The 16,035-nt window shown below is 74.5% G+C and carries 14 protein-coding genes and 1 riboswitch; of the genes, 8 read left to right on the top strand and 6 right to left on the bottom strand.

Features of this window, described 5'->3' with window-relative positions; all coding sequences use genetic code 11:
* Nucleotides 1-9: 9 nt before the first annotated feature.
* From M0M48_RS16320 to M0M48_RS16310, 3 genes are all read right to left on the bottom strand, one after another.
* Nucleotides 10-1,716 carry a hypothetical protein gene (locus M0M48_RS16320; RefSeq protein ID WP_257751943.1) on the bottom strand — a complete coding sequence of 569 codons (1,707 nt, stop codon included), beginning with the start codon at nucleotides 1,714-1,716 and terminating at the stop codon, nucleotides 10-12.
* Nucleotides 1,717-1,839: 123 nt separating this feature from the next.
* Nucleotides 1,840-2,499, bottom strand: coding sequence for a response regulator transcription factor (locus M0M48_RS16315; protein WP_257751942.1), 660 nt, complete (start codon nucleotides 2,497-2,499; stop codon nucleotides 1,840-1,842).
* Nucleotides 2,496-4,514, bottom strand: a complete 2,019-nt coding sequence (locus tag M0M48_RS16310; protein WP_257751941.1) for a sensor histidine kinase — start codon at nucleotides 4,512-4,514, stop codon at nucleotides 2,496-2,498. The genes M0M48_RS16315 and M0M48_RS16310 overlap by 4 nt, the downstream gene beginning before the upstream one ends.
* Before the next feature lie 186 nt (nucleotides 4,515-4,700).
* Here M0M48_RS16310 and M0M48_RS16305 point away from each other — a divergent pair, with 186 nt between their 5' ends.
* A complete protein-coding gene (locus tag M0M48_RS16305; RefSeq protein ID WP_257751940.1) occupies nucleotides 4,701-5,264 on the top strand; it encodes a hypothetical protein in 564 nt (187 codons plus the stop codon).
* Here M0M48_RS16305 and M0M48_RS16300 read toward each other — a convergent pair.
* The gene (locus tag M0M48_RS16300; protein ID WP_257751939.1) at nucleotides 5,252-5,443 is read right to left on the bottom strand and encodes a hypothetical protein; all 192 of its coding nucleotides are present in this window, start codon (nucleotides 5,441-5,443) and stop codon (nucleotides 5,252-5,254) included. The two genes, M0M48_RS16305 and M0M48_RS16300, sit on opposite strands and share 13 nt — an antisense overlap.
* 105 nt (nucleotides 5,444-5,548) lie before the next feature.
* On the opposite strand from M0M48_RS16300, the gene M0M48_RS16295 reads away from it, so the two are divergent.
* Entirely contained in the window at nucleotides 5,549-7,648 is a 2,100-nt protein-coding gene (locus M0M48_RS16295; protein ID WP_257751938.1) for a protein kinase domain-containing protein, read from the top strand.
* Here the strand turns inward: M0M48_RS16295 and M0M48_RS16290 are convergent.
* Nucleotides 7,638-8,099, bottom strand: coding sequence for a hypothetical protein (locus M0M48_RS16290; protein WP_257751937.1), 462 nt, complete (start codon nucleotides 8,097-8,099; stop codon nucleotides 7,638-7,640). The two genes, M0M48_RS16295 and M0M48_RS16290, sit on opposite strands and share 11 nt — an antisense overlap.
* Nucleotides 8,100-8,142: 43 nt before the next feature.
* Here M0M48_RS16290 and gatC point away from each other — a divergent pair, with 43 nt between their 5' ends.
* From gatC to gatB, 3 genes are read left to right on the top strand one after another with little or no spacing between them, the layout of a single operon-like run.
* Nucleotides 8,143-8,442, top strand: a complete 300-nt coding sequence (gene gatC, locus M0M48_RS16285) for an Asp-tRNA(Asn)/Glu-tRNA(Gln) amidotransferase subunit GatC (RefSeq protein ID WP_215814895.1) — start codon at nucleotides 8,143-8,145, stop codon at nucleotides 8,440-8,442.
* A complete protein-coding gene (gatA, locus tag M0M48_RS16280) occupies nucleotides 8,439-9,959 on the top strand; it encodes an Asp-tRNA(Asn)/Glu-tRNA(Gln) amidotransferase subunit GatA (RefSeq protein WP_257751936.1) in 1,521 nt (506 codons plus the stop codon). The genes gatC and gatA overlap by 4 nt, the downstream gene beginning before the upstream one ends.
* Complete coding sequence (gatB, locus tag M0M48_RS16275) at nucleotides 9,956-11,449, top strand: Asp-tRNA(Asn)/Glu-tRNA(Gln) amidotransferase subunit GatB (protein ID WP_257751935.1); 1,494 nt, start codon at nucleotides 9,956-9,958, stop codon at nucleotides 11,447-11,449. Before gatA ends, gatB begins: the two co-directional genes overlap by 4 nt.
* A 70-nt stretch (nucleotides 11,450-11,519) precedes the next feature.
* On the opposite strand, the gene M0M48_RS16270 is transcribed toward gatB, so the two are convergent.
* Nucleotides 11,520-12,089, bottom strand: a complete 570-nt coding sequence (locus M0M48_RS16270) for an SH3 domain-containing protein (RefSeq protein ID WP_215814898.1) — start codon at nucleotides 12,087-12,089, stop codon at nucleotides 11,520-11,522.
* Between the two features lie 177 nt (nucleotides 12,090-12,266).
* On the opposite strand from M0M48_RS16270, the gene M0M48_RS16265 reads away from it, so the two are divergent.
* The 3 genes from M0M48_RS16265 to M0M48_RS16255 all read left to right on the top strand — a co-directional run bounded on the left by M0M48_RS16265 (nucleotide 12,267) and on the right by M0M48_RS16255 (nucleotide 16,029).
* Entirely contained in the window at nucleotides 12,267-13,199 is a 933-nt protein-coding gene (locus M0M48_RS16265; RefSeq protein ID WP_257751934.1) for a hypothetical protein, read from the top strand.
* A gap of 97 nt (nucleotides 13,200-13,296) precedes the next feature.
* A riboswitch (cobalamin riboswitch) is annotated at nucleotides 13,297-13,370 on the top strand.
* Nucleotides 13,371-13,464: 94 nt separating this feature from the next.
* Nucleotides 13,465-15,126 (top strand): prenyltransferase/squalene oxidase repeat-containing protein, encoded by a 1,662-nt coding sequence (locus M0M48_RS16260; protein WP_257751933.1) that lies wholly within the window; start codon nucleotides 13,465-13,467, stop codon nucleotides 15,124-15,126.
* Entirely contained in the window at nucleotides 15,127-16,029 is a 903-nt protein-coding gene (locus tag M0M48_RS16255; protein ID WP_257751932.1) for a hypothetical protein, read from the top strand.
* The last annotated feature ends 6 nt before the right edge of the window (nucleotides 16,030-16,035 follow it).

The raw sequence follows: 16,035 nt of genomic DNA, 5'->3' as shown, positions 1-16,035 counted from the left end.
GCCGGCGGGTCAGCGGACCTTGACCCGGACCTTCGCCGAGGCGGTGCCGACGCCGGCGTCGCCGCCGTACGTGACGGTATAGGTCGCCTTGCCCCGCGGCTGCTTGGCCAGCCGGATGCGGGCGGTGCCCTGGGTGAGCCGGACGACGGGCCCGCGGCGCACCTTCACGACACCGCTCGGAAGAACGCCGGGAGCGCGGACGGTCACGGTCAGCACCACCACTCCGCCGCGGCGCGCCTGGGCGCGCACCGTCACGGTGGCGGCCGCGCGGGCGACGGGAGCGGTCGGCAGGGCGGTCCCGACGTGGTCGCGGAAGCCGTCGGCGCGGGCGACGATGCGGACGGTGATGCGGGCGCCGGTGTCGGCTCCCGTCAGCCGGTACGACGCCCCGGTGGCCCGGCTGATCGGCGTACCGCCGCGCAGCCACTGGTAGGAGACGGTCGCGGTGGGCGTGTAGGAGGGCGCGACCGCGGTGAGGACCGCACCGACGCGGGGGGTGCCGGTCACGCCGGGGTTGCCGAGGGCGGCGAGCTCGTTGAACCCGACCTCGACGGTGCGCTCGGCGGTGAAGGTCTTGTGCCCGGGCGCGTCCGCGACGACCCGGGCGATCAGGCGCTGGCCGGCGTCGCCGGGAGTCGGCGTGTAGGTCGCCGAGGTGGCGCCGGGGATCGGGTGGAGCACGCTGTCGCGGAACCAGCGGTAGGTGAGGGTGACGTCGCTCGGGTCGAAGAGCCCGGTGACGGTGGCGGTGAGGGGGTGGCCGGGACGGCGGATGCCCTCGACGGTGACCTCGCCGTTGAGCTGGATGGTCCTCCCGGCGACGCGGACGGGAGTGCTGGTGAACGGGCTGTCGGCGTAGCCGTTGCGGTGCGGGCGCACCTGGAGGGTGACGGTGCGGTCCCGCTCGGCCGGGCCGAAGCCGAGGGAGGTGCCCGTCGCGCCGGGAACCGGCTGACCGTCGAGGAGCCACTGGTAGCTGATCGTGTCCGGGGCCGGTGAGAACGACGGCGGCCGGACGGTGATCCGGTCGCCGACCGTGGCCGATCCGGTGAACGCGAGCGGCTCGGCCAGGGTGAAGGTCTGGAGGTCGGTGGCCCAGGAGACGGTGTACTGGCTGGTGCGGCCGACCTTGTCCTTGGCGTGGATGACGAGCGCGCGGCCCGGGATCGCGTCGGTGTCGACGACCTGGCCGGGCAGCACGGCCGCGGTGCACGCGGCGATACCGGACTCGGCGTCGACGCACTCGAAGTCGGCGACGACCTTGGTGCCGGGAGCGACCGTGGTCTGGTCGATCGAGCGCAGGTTCGGGCCGAGCATGATCGAGGGAGCGGCGGTGTCGACGCCGAGGTCGACGCCGCGCGTGGTCTCGTTGCCGGCCCGGTCGCGGGAGGTGACGGTGAGCGTGGTGGGTCCGGCGCCCGTGATCGGGATCGTGGTCAGTGTGCTGCCGTGGATCGAGCCGGACCCGCCGGTCGCGCCGCTCAGTTCCCACTCGGAGCCGGCCAGGCCCGAGCCGCCGGTGTCGCTGACCCGGACGGTGACGTCGAACGCCGCCGTCGACCAGCCGTCGACGACGCCGGCAGGGGTGGTGATGGTGATGGTCGGCGGCTGGAGGTCGTCGTCGGCGGCGGTCGGGGCGGCGGTCTCGGCGGCGCCGGCCGGCGCCGCGGTGAGCAGGATCGCCGCGGCGGCGAGGCCGGCGGTCAGGCGGATCATGGAGGTCTCCTCGGGGTGGACGCGACCGCGCTCGCGGCCGTACGACGACCCTCGGGCCGGGCACCCCCGGGCCGGCAGGGTGCCGGTTCCCGGCCCGCCGGGAGCGGGCTCCCTGACCTGTCCTCAGAGGCGCCCGAGCCCGGCCTCGCGGGCCTTGACGATCGCCTCGGCGCGGCCCTCGACGTGGAGCTTGGCGAAGATCGAGGAGATGTTGTTGCTGACCGTCTTGGGCGAGAGGTAGAGCGACGCCGCGATCTGGCCGTTGCTCCGGCCGGCCGCGATGTGGTCGAGGATCTCCCGCTCCCGCGGAGTGAGCTCGGGGAAGGGGGCAGCGCCGGCGGCGCCCGCGGCGGCGGCCTCGACGTACCCGGCGATCCGATTCGCGAGCCCCGAGCCGAGGATCGCGTCGCCGCCGGCGACCGCGCGGATGGCACGGGAGATGTCGTCCTGGTCGGCGCCCTTGAGGACGAAGCCGCGGGCGCCGGCGCGCAGCCCGTCGAAGACGGTCTCGTCGTCCTCGGACATGGTGAGCAGCAGGATGCCGAGGTCCGGGCGGTCCTCGAGGAGCCGCCGCGTGGCGGCGATCCCGTCGAGCACGGGCATCGCGATGTCCATGACGACGACGTCGGGGGCGACGTCCTCGACGACGGCCACGGCTTCGGCGCCGTCACCGGCCACGCCCACGACCTCCAGGCCGGGCAGCGAGCCGAGCAGCACGCCGAGGCCGTCGCGGTAGACGGGGTGGTCGTCGACGAGCACGATCCGGATCGGTGCGGCAGTCATGGGTGAACCTCCGGGAGCAGGGCGGTCACGACGCATCCTCGCGGTCCGGAGCGTACGTCGAGCCGCCCGCCCAGCTCCTGGGCCCGGGCGCGCATCGAGCGGATGCCCACGCCGGCCGGGGCGTCGGGCGGCAGCCCGCGACCGTTGTCACCGATCCGCGCGGTCACCCCGGCGGCGTCGCGGACCAGCTCGACCCGGACCTCGGAGGCCGCGGCGTGGCGGCGGGCGTTGGTCAGTGCCTCGCCGACGATCCGGTAGAGCGCGACCTCGTGGGCCGGCGGGAGCGGGGCGTCGGGGGAGAAGCCGGCGCAGGTCAAGGTGGCGTCGAACCGGCTGGCGAGCTGCTCCAGCGCGCGGACCAGGCCGACGTCCTCGACCGCCGCGGGGCCCAGGCCGCGGCTGAGCCGCCGGATCTCCTCGACCGCGCCGGTGATGGCGTGGGTGGCCTCGCCGAGCAGCACCTGGGAGCCGTCCGGGTCGGCGGCGGCGAGGTTGCCGGCGGCCTCGATGCGCAGCTTGATCGCCGCGAGCTGGGGGCCGAGGCCGTCGTGCAGGTCCCGGCGGAGGGTACGGCGCTCCGCCTCGCGTGAGGCGACGAGCTCGTCGCGGATCTCCTCGAGCGCGCGGCTCGCCGATGTCGCCCGGACCGCCGTCGTGGCGTGCCGGATGAGGTCGGTGAGCAGCCGCTGGTCCCGCGGACTGAGCCGGGCCCGTCCCGGCGCGAGCTCGATCGCGCCGATCACCTCGTCGCGGGTGCTGATCGGCAGGGTCACCGTGCGGGCGGTGGGCGCGCCGTGCACCGCGCTCAGCCGGTCGCCGCCGGGCAGCTCGACCCGCACCTCGACGTACGACGTCGCGAAGGTCTGCGCGACGGCGGTGGCCAGCCGGGACAGCTGGGTGTCCACGTCCTCGGCCGTCTCCAGGCTGTCGGCGAGTGCTGAGACCGCGCCGTAGGGATCCCCGCGCCGCCCGGCCACGAGGCGGCGCACGCCGGCCAGCAGCTGCTCGCGCAGCGGGGCGTAGACGAGGAGCACGATCGCCACCGCGACCATGACGAGCCGCTCGTCGCCGACCGCCCGGCCCAGCGCCGCGACGAGGAGCGCGTCGACGGCGATCACGCTGCCGGCCAGGACGCCGTAGACGAGGGTCCACGTCATCACCTGGTCGACGCCGTAGAGCCCGTGCCGGCCCACGGCCACCCAGATCGCGACGCTCACCGCGGCGACGCAACCGGTGAGTGCGACGACGGTGACGCCATAGGGGAGCAGCACCGCCGAGCCGAGCAGGAGCAGGCCCGAGACCGTGCCGGCCCAGGTGATCCAGCGCAGCTGGAGCCGGGTGAGCGGGTCGGCGTCGCGGGCCCGCAGCACCAGGCCCAGCGCGCTGACCGGGACGCAGAGGGCGAGCGACCAGCCGCTCAGGATCCCGAGCAGGTGCCACGTCGCGTCATCCAGCGGCAGCCCCCAGGCTCCGTCGGAGCGGGTCCGGACCAGCCACGGCGCGACGCCGAAGGCCGGGTCGAAGGCCGACCACGGCATCGCCACCCGGACGACGGCGGGTGCCGCCGCGAGCGCCACCCCGGTGACCGCCAGTGCGCGGGCCGTGCGGGGACGGGGCAGCCGGCCGTCGGGGAAGGCGGCGAGGACGAGTGGCAGCGCGACGTAGGCGAGGGTCGAGAGGCGCTGGTTGACGACGAGCGCGAGGTCGAGCAGGCCGTCGTACCGGTCGAGGAGGACGGCGTGGTTGACCCACGCCGCCGCCAGGCCGCAGCCGGAGAGCCAGCACCCGGCCGCGGTGAGCGCGACGGCGATCCGGTGGATCCCCACTTGCCCCAGGAGCACGCCGCCGGTCACCACGAGGATCGTGCCGGGCACCGCCCCCACCCAGCCGCGGCCCACGACAGCCTCGTGGTCACGGTCGGCGAGGTCGAGACCGAGCGCCGCCGCGGCGACCGCGAGGCCGATGACGACGACCGTCACCGCCGAGGCGCGCACCAGGGCCGGGACGGTCGTCATGGCTGGAGATCTTCGCAGCCCAGACCCCCGGTCCGCCCGGGAACCAGCACCCGGATCCGCTGGGAGCGTCGCCGCCCGGCGCACGCCGCGCACCCTGCCGGCCCGGGGCCGCGCGGGCGCAGGCTCGGTCGACGTTCCGGCACCCGGCCGGACACCGGATCGTCCCCCTGCACCCGAGGAGCCCTCATGTCCCACCTCATCGCGCGCGGCCTCGCCGGCGCTGCCTTCGGCGGCGCCGTCCTGCACCTCGCGGTCACCGTCTCGGCGAGCCGGGACTGGCACAGCGGGCCGCCGCCGGCCGCGCTCGGCTGGGCCGGCGTCGCGCTGACCGGCGGGGCCGCGCTGATGTTCGTCGTCGGCTGGCTGACCGGCGCCTGGTCGGCGCCCGGGACCCGGCTGGTCGCCGTCCCGGCGACGCTCGTGGCGCTCGCGGTGCCCTTCGTCGCGCTCGGCTTCGCGACCCGGCCCACCTCGGACTCCAGTCGCGAGCTTTTCAACGGCGCCGCCTGGGCGCTGATCGCGGCGGTCGGCGTCGCGGGCCTCGTGCTCCTGGTCCGGGCGCCCTGGCCCGGCCCGAGCCGTCTGGTGCTGCTGCCCGCGGTCGGCGTCGTACCGGTCGGGGTGCTGACGACGCTGGTCGACGAGTCCGCCGGCTGGTGGGCGCTCCAGGTCACCGCGACGCTGGCGGTCCTGCTCCCGGCGGCACTGACGCTGAGCGCGCGAGCAGTCCTGCCCGTTCAGGCCAGGTAGCGCTCGGCGTCCGCCCGCAGCGCGAGCGCGGCGGCCCGGTGACCGTGCACGGTCGCCGGGCACGGTGCCCAGTAGGGCACGGACGTCGCCTCGCGCGCCGCGGCCGCCTCCTCGAGGTCGGCCAGGCGCAGGAGTTCCTGGCGGACGAGGGCGCGGACGGGGTCGACGGAGGTGAGCATGCCTCCAGGGTGCGCGCCGGGACCGGGTGCCACATCGGTCGATCCGTCCCGAGTGCCCGGCCCGAAGGGACTACGCGCACCCCACGGCGGGCCTACAGTGCTGCTGTGCCTCGTATCCCGGGCGTCGGCGACCGCCTCGGCCCCTACCGGATCACCCGCGAGCTCGGTGCGGGCGGCATGGGCATCGTCTTCGAGGCGCTCGAGGAGGGCCTGGGCCGCCGGGTCGCGCTCAAGGTGCTGGCGATCCAGCTGGCCGAGGAGCCCGAGTTCCGGGCCCGGTTCGCCCGCGAGGCCACGGTGCTGGCGCGCAGCGACAGCCCGCACATCATCCAGGTCTACAGCCACGGCGAGCAGGACGGCTGCCTCTACCTCGCCACCCAGTTCGTGCCCGGCGGCGACCTCGCGGCCCGGGTCGCGGCCAAGGGCGTGCCCGCGCCCGAGGTGGCGCTCGGGATCGCGAGCCAGGTGGCGGCCGCCCTCGCCGACGCCCACGCCGTCGGCGTCGTGCACCGCGACGTCAAGCCGCACAACGTGCTGCTCCGGCCCGGCCAGGGGCAGGTCCACGCCTACCTCTGCGACTTCGGGATCGCCCGGGACGACGACTCCTCGCTGACCAGCAGCGGCGTGGTCGCCGGCACCTACGCCTACCTCGCGCCGGAGCGCTTCCGCGGCGCACCCGCGACGCCGGCCAGCGACATCTACGCGCTCGGCTGCCTGCTGTGGTTCCTGCTGACCGGGCGGGCGCCGTACGAGGGCGGGCTGGTGCAGCTCGCCCAGCAGCACGAGGAGGCGCCGGTCCCGCAGCTGCCGGGAGGCCGGGGCACCGACGACCGGATCAACGAGTTCCTGCGCCGGGCGATGGCCAAGGACCCGGCCCTACGGCCGGCGAGTGCCGCGCAGGCCGCGGCCGAGCTGCGGAGCCTGGCCGCGGCGGCCACCCCGGTCCCGGCGCCGGCGACGGCGCCGGTGGACGCCCCGCCACCCCCGCCGGCCCCGCCGCCGCTGCCGGTCGCGGGGGCGACGCCCGTGCTCACCCGGGAGGACCCCGAGGGCGAGCCGCGGTCGCGATCACGGTCGCGCCGGACGCCGCTGCTCGCCGGGCTGGCCGCGCTCGCGGTGGTCGCCGTGGGGATCGGGGTGGGCGTCTACGTGGGCAACCGGGGCGACGGCACCGGGAACGACCCGGTGGCGCGTGATCCCGGCTCGAGCACGTCGGTCCGGCCGGTGACCGGCTCGGACGTCGACCGCGCGCACGGCGACGACCTCATCGTGCTGACCGGCGGCACCACCCAGGTCCTGCTCTCCGAGGGCGGCGGCCGCCTCGCCGCTCCCCAGGAGTGGGCCGGGACGGCGTACGAGGGGGACAAGGTGGTGCGCGGCGACGTCAACGGCGACGGGCGCATCGACCTGGCGATCGTGGACCAGGCCCAGGGCGAGGTCCGGGTCGCGCTCTCGACCGGCTCCGGGTTCGCGGCGCCGCAGCGGTGGATCGGCGGGCTCGACCTGCCCGAGCGGTTCACCGTGACCTCGGGGGACTTCGACCACAGCGGGAGCACCGACCTCGCCGTGCTCCAGGGCGACAGCGACGGGATCCGGGTCGACGTGCTGCTCGCCGAGGACGGCAGGTTCCGGGCGCCGGCGCTCTGGGTCACCCGGGCCCACTGGGATCCCACCCGGATGCGGCTCGGCGCCGGCGATGTCGACGGGGACGGCCGGGCCGACCTGATCGAGATGGGGACACCGGACCAGCAGCGGGTGGACGTCCAGGTGTTCCTGGCCGAGAAGAGCGGCGGCGGATTCGCGGACCCGGTCACGTGGATCGACCGGCCGGACTGGGCGTTCGCCGACAGCCGCTACGTCGTGGGCTACCTCGACGGGGACGACCGGGCCGACATCCTGGTGGCGCGCAGCGTCGGCGGCGGCACCGAGCTCGTGCCGCTGCTGTCCGACGGCACCGGGTTCCAGGCTCCCGGCGACGGCACGCAGGCCGCGCGGATCGACCGGCCGCTGACCCGGCTGGCCCTGGTCGCCGGCGACGTCCAGGGCAAGGGCAGCACCGGCCTCGTCGTCCTCGACCGCGACGACGGCCAGGTCCGGGTGTGGGCCTACGCCGACGGGCGGGTCGAGGCGGTGCCGACCGACGGCGCGGCCGCGCCGACCGTGCCGGGCGCCGAGAACGCGACCCTGGTCGGCATCACGCGCTGAGCGCGCGCAGCCAGGTCTCGGCGGCCGCCGGGTCGGGCAGCCGGACGACGGCCAGCCCCGGGTGGGTCAGCGCCAGCCCCTCGACCCAGGCCAGGTCGGTCTCCCGCTCGCGCTCACGATCCCGCTCGCGGGCGTCGGTACGGAGCCGGCGCAGCGTGCGTCGTACCCGGCCGGTGAAGGTCTCCGGACCGACCAGGTCGACGAGCGCGACGAGGTCCGCGCGCTCCAGCAGCGCCGGGCGCGCCCACGCCTCCTCGCCCGTGGTGACCCAGCCGTCGAACGCCGCCAACCGGTCCACCTCGGCCGGACCGGAGAGGTCCGCGAGGGGCACCAGCGGCAGGTCGAGGACCTCCGCGAGCCGGTCCAGGTAGGCGCTCAGCTGCTCGCCCGGGGCCGCGGCCACGACGACGCGCTGGGGGAGCCGGCGCGGGTGGGGGACAGGGGCGTGCACCCGGCGCAGTCTAGGGACCGCATCTCCACCTAGAATCGCGGGCATGTCTCAACTCACCCGCGACGAGGTGGCCCACCTGGCCGATCTCGCCCGGATCGACCTCGACGACGCCGAGCTGGACCACCTGGCACCCCAGCTCAACGTGATCCTCGAGGCGGTCGCTTCCATCAGCGGTGTGGCCGGCGACGACGTGCCGCCGACCTCGCACCCGATCCCGCTGACCAACGTCTTCCGCGAGGACGTCGTCGTGCCCGGGCTCACCGCCGAGCAGGCGCTGTCCGGCGCGCCGGAGGCCGAGGAGCAGCGGTTCCGGGTCCCGCGGATCCTGGGGGACGAGCAGTGAGCGAGCTGATCAAGAAGACCGCAGCCGAGCTGGCCGACGCGCTGGCCGCCGGTGAGACGACCTCCGTCGAGGTCACCCGGGCGCACCTCGACCGGATCGCGGCCGTCGACGGCTCGGCCGAGGCCGGCGTGCACGCCTTCCTCCACGTCGACACCGAGGGCGCGCTGGCGCAGGCGGCCGAGTCCGACGCGCGGCGGGCCGCGGGTCAGGCACGGCACCTGCTCGACGGCGTACCGATCGCGGTCAAGGACGTGCTGGCCACGCAGGGCCTGCCCACGACGTGCGGCTCGCGGATCCTCGAGGGCTGGGTGCCGCCGTACGACGCGACGGTGGTCCGCAAGATCAAGGACGCCGGTCTGCCGATCCTCGGCAAGACCAACATGGACGAGTTCGCGATGGGCTCCTCGACCGAGCACTCGGCGTACGGCCCGACGCGCAACCCGTGGGACCAGACCCGGATCCCCGGCGGCTCCGGCGGCGGCTCGGCCGCGGCGGTGGCGGCCTTCGAGGCGCCGCTGGCCCTCGGTACCGACACCGGTGGCTCGATCCGCCAGCCCGGTGCGGTCACCGGCACGGTCGGCGTGAAGCCGACCTACGGCGGCGTCTCGCGCTACGGCCTCGTCGCGCTCGCCAACAGCCTCGACCAGGTCGGCCCGGTCACCCGGACCGTCCTCGACTCCGCGCTGCTGCACGAGCTGATCGGCGGGCACGACCCGCTCGACTCGACCTCGGTCGACACCCCCGTCGGCTCCTACGTCGCCGCGGCACGCGAGGGCGCCCAGGGCAACCTTGCGGGCCTGCGCGTGGGGGTCATCAAGGAGCTGGCCGGCGACGGCTGGCAGTCGGGCGTGATGGAGCGGTTCGCCGAGTCCGTCGACCTGCTCAAGGAGATGGGGGCCGAGGTCACCGAGATCTCGTGCCCGGCGTTCGTGCACGCGATGGCGACGTACTACCTGATCCTGCCGGCGGAGTGCTCCTCCAACCTCGCCAAGTTCGACGCCATGCGCTACGGCCTGCGCGTCGTACCCGAGGGCGACCCCAGCGCCGAGGCGGTCATGAAGGCCTCGCGCGACGCGGGCTTCGGCGACGAGGTCAAGCGCCGCATCATGATCGGCACCTACGCGCTGTCGAGCGGCTACTACGACGCCTACTACGGCCAGGCCCAGAAGGTCCGCACGCTCATCTCGCGCGACTTCGCGGCCGCCTTCGAGAACGTCGACGTGCTGGTCTCGCCGACCGCGCCGACCACCGCGTTCCCGCTGGGCGACAAGCTGGACGACCCGCTGGCGATGTACCTCCAGGACCTCGCCACGATCCCGGCCAACCTGGCCGGCGTCCCCGGCATCTCGGTGCCGGCCGGTCTCGCCGCCGAGGACGGCCTCCCGGTCGGCCTCCAGGTGCTCGCCCCGGCCCTCGCCGACGACCGGCTCTACCGGGTCGGTGCGGCCGTCGAGGCAGCGCTGACGCTGCGCTGGGGCGGTCCGATCCTCGACAAGCTGCCGGAGGTGCAGGCATGAGCGACGTCCTGATCGATTTCGACGAGGTCGTGGCGAGCTACGACCCGGCGCTCGGCCTCGAGATCCACGTCGAGCTCAACACCAACACCAAGATGTTCTGCGGCTGCCCGGCCGTGTTCGGCGGTGAGCCCAACACCCAGGTCTGCCCGACCTGCCTGGGCCTCCCCGGCGCGATGCCGGTCGTCAACGGCAAGGCCGTCGAGTCGGCCATCCGGATCGGTCTGGCGCTCAACTGCGAGATCGCCGAGTGGTGCCGGTTCGCCCGGAAGAACTACTTCTACCCGGACATGCCGAAGAACTTCCAGACCTCCCAGTACGACGAGCCGATCGCCTTCGAGGGCTACCTCGACGTCGACGTGGAGGGCGAGACCTTCCGCATCGAGATCGAGCGCGCCCACATGGAGGAGGACACCGGCAAGTCCAGCCACGTCGGCGGCTCCGACGGCCGCATCCACGGCGCGGACTACTCGCTGGTCGACTACAACCGGGCCGGGATCCCCCTGATCGAGATCGTCACCAAGCCGATCCTCGGTACGGGCGACAAGGCGCCGCTGGTCGCCAAGGCCTACGTCTCCGCGATCCGCGACCTGATCGTCGCCCTCGGCGTCTCCGACGCCCGGATGGACCAGGGCTCGATCCGGGCCGACGTGAACCTCTCGCTCGCGCCGAAGGGCTCGACCGCGCTGGGCACCCGGTCGGAGACCAAGAACGTCAACTCGCTGCGCTCGGTCGAGCGCGCGGTCCGCTACGAGATGTCCCGGCACGCCGGCATCCTCGGGGCTGGCGGGTCGGTGCTCCAGGAGACCCGGCACTTCCACGAGAACGACGGCACCACCTCGTCGGGTCGCGAGAAGTCCGACGCCGAGGACTACCGTTACTTCCCCGAGCCGGACCTGGTTCCGGTCGCCCCCTCGCGGGAGTGGGTCGAGGAGCTGCGCGCCACCCTGCCGGAGAACCCCGCCGCCAAGCGGACCCGGCTCCAGGGCGAGTGGGGCTTCACCGACCTCGAGATGCGCGACACGATCGGTGCGGGCGCGCTCGCCCTCGTCGAGGAGACCGTCGCCGCCGGCGCCGCGCCCCAGGCCGCGCGCAAGTGGTGGCTGACCGAGCTGGCCCGCCGGGCCAACGACGCCGGCGTCGAGCTCGGCGAGCTCGCGGTCACCCCGGCCCAGGTCGCCGCCGTCCAGGCGCTCGTCGAGGCCAAGACGATCCACGACAAGCTGGCCCGCCAGGTCTTCGACGGCCTGCTCGCCGGCGAGGGCACGCCCGAGGAGATCATCGCGGCCCGCGGGCTCGCCGTCGTCTCCGACGAGGGTGCGCTGTCCGCGGCCGTCGACAAGGCGATCGCCGAGAACCCCGACATCGCCGACAAGATCCGCGACGGCAAGCTCGCCGCGGCGGGCGCCCTCATCGGCGCGGTGATGAAGGAGATGCGCGGCCAGGCCGACGCCGGCCGCGTGCGCGAGCTGGTGCTCGAGAAGCTGTCCTGAGGGTCCGTCCCCTCGCCGCACCGCCCGCCCCGCCCCGCGCTCGTCGCGCGGGGCGGGCGGTTCGTCTTTCTCAGGCGACCTTGCGGAGGTTGGTGAGCGAGATCCAGCCGCGGTTGCCGCTGGGGGTGTTGACCGCGACCCAGCCCCGGTGGCCGGCGACCGCGCCGCCGCGGCGGGCGATCCAGCGGGTGTCGACCTCGGTTCCACGGGCCAGGCTGCCGATCCGGCGGTCCTTCGTGCTCGGACCCTGCCGGATGACGGTCCCGACGCTGACCTCGTAGGCCCAGTCGCCGGCCGTGCAGTCGACGGGCGCGGCGCCGATGTTGGCGACGTAGCGGGCACTGACCCAGCCGTCGCGGCCACGGATCTTGTACCAGCGGCCGTTGCCGTCGACCGCCGTCCCGTTGAGCTTGCACTCGAGGGTGAGGACGGCGCCCCGGCGGTGGCTGCGCCCCGTCGTCGCGGCGTGGCTGCTGGGGGCGGTGCGCTCGACCAGACCGGTCCGGGCGACGACCCGGCCCTGGGCCTGGGTCGTGGCGGGCGCGGCGTCGGCGGTGCCGGGCAGGGCGAGGACGCCGGCGCCGGCGGCGAGGAGCAGGGCGGCCAGCGAGCGGCCGAGGGTGCGTGCGGGTGCGGACATGGTGGGTCCTTTCCGAGAGGAACGAGGAAGCTGTTCGCCTGCTGTGATGCGCTGCTCGCGCGGAAAGTTGCGCCGCGAACAGTCCTTTCGGGTCATGTGCACCAGGACCGGTCCGGTCTAGGGTCGCGCCCGACGGGTCCGCCGCCGTGGTGGTCCGCCGTTCATGGGGAGTGACACATGGGGCTGTTCCGTACGCTGCGCCGACTCGTTCCGGTGGTCCTCGCGACCGCCGCTCTGCTGCTGGCCGGGCTCGTCACGGGGGCCGCTCCGGCCCACGCCGTGATCGCCGCACCGAGCCACGCCGGCGAGCTGCTCGTCCGCGGGCCGGCGAGCTCCGCCTTCACCCGCGCCCCGCTCGTCAGCCAGGTCGGCAAGGAGGGCGCGACCCTGTCGTTCAGCGTCCAGGTCCGCAACAGCGGCGTCGACCTCGCGCAGTACCGCGTCCTGGTCAAGGACCTCACCACCGCCAAGGCCCAGACCTTCGACGGCACCCTCAACGTCACGCCGCTCGCCGCCTCCACCGGCGGCTTCGTGACCAAGGCCCTGGCCAGCAAGGCCGGCCACACGCTCACCGTGAAGATCACCATCCCGACCGGGGACCCGGCGTACCGGCACAACTCGGTGGTCCTGCTCTACAGCACCGACGGCGCGATCCTCGACTACGTCTACCTCGACGCCGAGCAGGCCGCACCCGCCACCGGCACCACCGCCGCCGACCTCGTCGTCAAGCAGGGCGGCCAGCCCACCGTCGGCAACGGCCAGGAGTACCAGGTCCTCACCGCCCCGACGCTCGCCGCCAACGGCACCGCGACCTTCACCGCGACCCTCCAGAACAACACCGCCGCCCCGGCCGCCGTCGCCTTCTCGATGGCCGACGCCGCCTGCGGCTACACCCTGGCCGTCAAGGACGGCCGGACCGACATCACCGCCGCCGTCCTCGCCGGGACCTACCGCACCCCGACCCTGGCCAAGGCCGGCAAGCGCAACCTGACCATCACCGTCAAGGCGACCAAGACCGCCTGCGTGACCACCAACTGGGTGCTCCAGAGCGGCGTCCCGGACGCCGCACCCACCCACTTCACGAACCTGCTCGTCAACCTCGGGGTCTGAGCGTCGTACCCCGCCCGGGTGGGAGTGGTCGGATGCGGTCGGGGGCGTCGTACGGAGGTACGCTGCCCCGGACACATCAAGAACACGCCCGTGGCGGGGGAAGCCGGTCCGAGTCCGGCGCTGACCCGCAGCCGTAGGCCGCCCCTCGGGGGAGCGGCGAGCCGGAGTACCTGGCACGGGGCGTCCTGACACACAACGCTGTCGTGGAAAGCAGCGGGGTCACAGGCCTCCTGGGACTGCCCGCTGTGCAGCGGGAAGGCAACCCATGCTCATCCGAACCCTGGCTCGCCGTGCGGCCGCAGCCGCCACCGGCGGCGCGCTCGTCGCGACCGGTCTGCTCGTCGGGGGGCCGGCGCCGCAGGCGCACGCGGTCACCGAGAGCTCGACCTCGGACGTCGCCGCGACCTGGCTCACCGGCCGTCTCAACGACCAGCACCTGCTCAGCTACCTGAGCTACGACATCGAGTCGGTCGACGTCGGTCTGACCGTCGACCTGCTCCTGGGCCTGGTCGAGACCGGTGCGGACTCCGCGACCGCGGACCAGATCGCAGGGGCGGTCGCGACCAAGACCGGTGAGCCGGCGGGCTACGGCCGGCCCTACAGCTACTCCGACACCTTCAACTGCGCCACCTTCGCGGTCGAGCCCGAGGCGCACACCTACGCGGGTGACTCCTCCAATGCGATCGCGAAGGCGCTCGCCGGGCTCACGGCTGCGGGCCTCGACGGCACGAACCCGGCCGTCGCCGATCTCGCCACCCGGCTGGACCAGGTCACGCTCGACGGCGGTGCCGATGCCGGGCGGATCACCGACAGCCCCACCCGGGACGGTGCGCCGATCCCGGCGTGCGACTACGCCAACGTCTTCGGTCAGTCCTTCGCGGTCCGAGCCCTCGACGCTGTCGGGAGTGACGAAGAAGACGCCGCGCTCGACTACCTGCTCAGCCAGCAGAACGCAGACGGCAGTTGGAACGAGGGTCTGCGCCCCGTGGGCGGCACCCAGCCCGCAGCGAGCCCGTCGACCGACGGCACCGCGACGGCGCTGGTCCAGCTCCAGCAGATCGACCCGGCGACCGGCCTGGCCGCCGACACCCAGGCGGCGATCGACAAGGGCATCGGCTGGCTCAAGCTCACGCAGGCGGCCGACGGCAGCTTCGGCGGTACGGGTCAGTTCGGCCCGAACGCCAACGAGACCGGGCTGGCCGGCTGGGCGCTCGGCCTCGCCGGCGAGGCCGACGCAGCGGCCTCGGCTGCTGGTTGGCTGGCCGCGCACCAGGTCGTGAAGCTCGCAGGCTGCACGACGACCCTCGACGCCGAGTCGGGTGCGGTGGCCTACACCGACGCATCGCTTGCCGAGGCCCGGACGGACGGCATCACACCGGCCGTGGCCGGCGAGTGGATCCGCGCTTCCGCGCAGGCCCTGCCGGCCCTCGGGTACCTCCCCGACGGAGCTCCGGTCCTCACGGCGCCCACCGGCTACGTGAAGGCCGGCACGGCGGTGTCGGTCAAGGTGTCCGGTCTGCCCCGGGGCGCGCAGTCCTGCGTGTCGGGCGCCGGTCCGGCCCGTCGCTTCACCGGTTCGGGCGCAGTGTCGCTGACCCTGCCGGCCGGCACGCGCAACCACACGGTCACGCTCCGCACTTTGGACGGCACGACCACCACGACGGTCAAGGCGCTCGGTGCTGCCAAGCTGAAGGTCAAGGTCCCGGCGCGGATCAAGGCGAAGAAGAAGGTCACCGTCGTGGTGACCGGGCTCGCGCCGCGTGAGCGTGCGACCGTCACCGTGGGCGCCAAGAAGGTCACCGGCACGGCGTCGGCCAGCGGCAAGCTGACCGTCAAGGTCAAGACCACGAAGCGGGGCAAGACCAAGGTCAAGGCCGTCGGCCAGTTCGCCGACCGCAAGGGCAAGGCCACGGTCCGGGTCGTCTGAATGCCTGTCCCCAGCACCATCCGCACGGTGGTCGCGGCGCTCGTCGCCGCGACCACCGTCGTGCTCCTTCCGGCCAGCCCGGCCGGCGCTGCGGGGTGCAGCGGAGCGACGGGAGTGACCGTCGTCGTCGACTTCAACCAGCTGCGCGGTGACGACCTCACGACCGGGTGCGCCGGTGCTGGAGGGGGGAGCGATGCTGCGGAGATCTTCCCGGCGGCCGGCTACCCCCTCGACTACGTGGTCGACAGCAGCTTCGTCTGCAGGGTCTCCGGGTACCCCGAGAACGCCGGTTGCGGTCGCACGCCTCCGGCCACGGCGTACTGGAGCCTGTGGTGGTCCGACGGCAAGAGTGGCCGGTGGACCTACGCCTCACGTGGCGTGGCCGGCCTGAAGATCCCGACCGGCGGCTACGTCGCCTTCTCCTGGCACCAAGGCCGTGGCGACGCCGCCCCTCCGGACGTCGCGCCGACGCCGCGGGTGAGCCCGTCGACGCCGCCCGCACCGAAGCCGTCGGCCAAGCCGACCGCGGGCGGCGGGGGCGGCGGCGGTGCCACCAAGGGCAGCGGGTCCGGCAAGCCGGCCAAGCCCTCCGCGACGCCGACCGCGTCGACCTCGGCCTCGCCGTCGGCGTCCTCCTCGGCGTCGGACTCGGCGAGTGCGAGTCCCACGACGACGCCGAGCGACCCGGCGAGCGCGACCTCCGGTGCGCCGGTCCCGACCGACCCCGGCACCGGCGACGTGCCGTCGATCGACGAGATCACCGACGGGCCGCCCTCCGGCAGCGATCGGGCGTCGGGTGACGACACCGACGGCGGCGGCTTCCCCGTCTGGCTCGGGGCGGTCCTCGCGGTCGTCGTGCTGGGTGGCGCCGCGGCCGTGCCGATCCTGCGCCGCCGGGGCTGACCCGTG

Origin of the sequence: Pimelobacter simplex (assembly GCF_024662235.1) — a bacterium.
Taxonomy (GTDB): Bacteria; Actinomycetota; Actinomycetes; order Propionibacteriales; family Nocardioidaceae; genus Nocardioides.
Note: the sequence above shows the minus strand (reverse complement) of the source record. Positions and strands in the feature narration are given on the sequence as shown.

Bases quoted from the DNA above. Each gene is read 5' to 3' on its own strand.
- gatC (WP_215814895.1), top strand. From the start codon at position 8,143: ATGTCTCAACTCACCCGCGACGAGGTGGCCCACCTGGCCGATCTCGCC.
- M0M48_RS16260 (WP_257751933.1), top strand. From the start codon at position 13,465: ATGCTCATCCGAACCCTGGCTCGCCGTGCGGCCGCAGCCGCCACCGGC.
- M0M48_RS16265 (WP_257751934.1), top strand. From the start codon at position 12,267: ATGGGGCTGTTCCGTACGCTGCGCCGACTCGTTCCGGTGGTCCTCGCG.
- M0M48_RS16315 (WP_257751942.1), bottom strand. From the start codon at position 2,499: ATGACTGCCGCACCGATCCGGATCGTGCTCGTCGACGACCACCCCGTC.
- M0M48_RS16310 (WP_257751941.1), bottom strand. From the start codon at position 4,514: ATGACGACCGTCCCGGCCCTGGTGCGCGCCTCGGCGGTGACGGTCGTC.
- M0M48_RS16320 (WP_257751943.1), bottom strand. From the start codon at position 1,716: ATGATCCGCCTGACCGCCGGCCTCGCCGCCGCGGCGATCCTGCTCACC.
- M0M48_RS16300 (WP_257751939.1), bottom strand. From the start codon at position 5,443: ATGCTCACCTCCGTCGACCCCGTCCGCGCCCTCGTCCGCCAGGAACTC.
- gatB (WP_257751935.1), top strand. From the start codon at position 9,956: ATGAGCGACGTCCTGATCGATTTCGACGAGGTCGTGGCGAGCTACGAC.
- M0M48_RS16305 (WP_257751940.1), top strand. From the start codon at position 4,701: ATGTCCCACCTCATCGCGCGCGGCCTCGCCGGCGCTGCCTTCGGCGGC.
- M0M48_RS16270 (WP_215814898.1), bottom strand. From the start codon at position 12,089: ATGTCCGCACCCGCACGCACCCTCGGCCGCTCGCTGGCCGCCCTGCTC.
- M0M48_RS16255 (WP_257751932.1), top strand. From the start codon at position 15,127: ATGCCTGTCCCCAGCACCATCCGCACGGTGGTCGCGGCGCTCGTCGCC.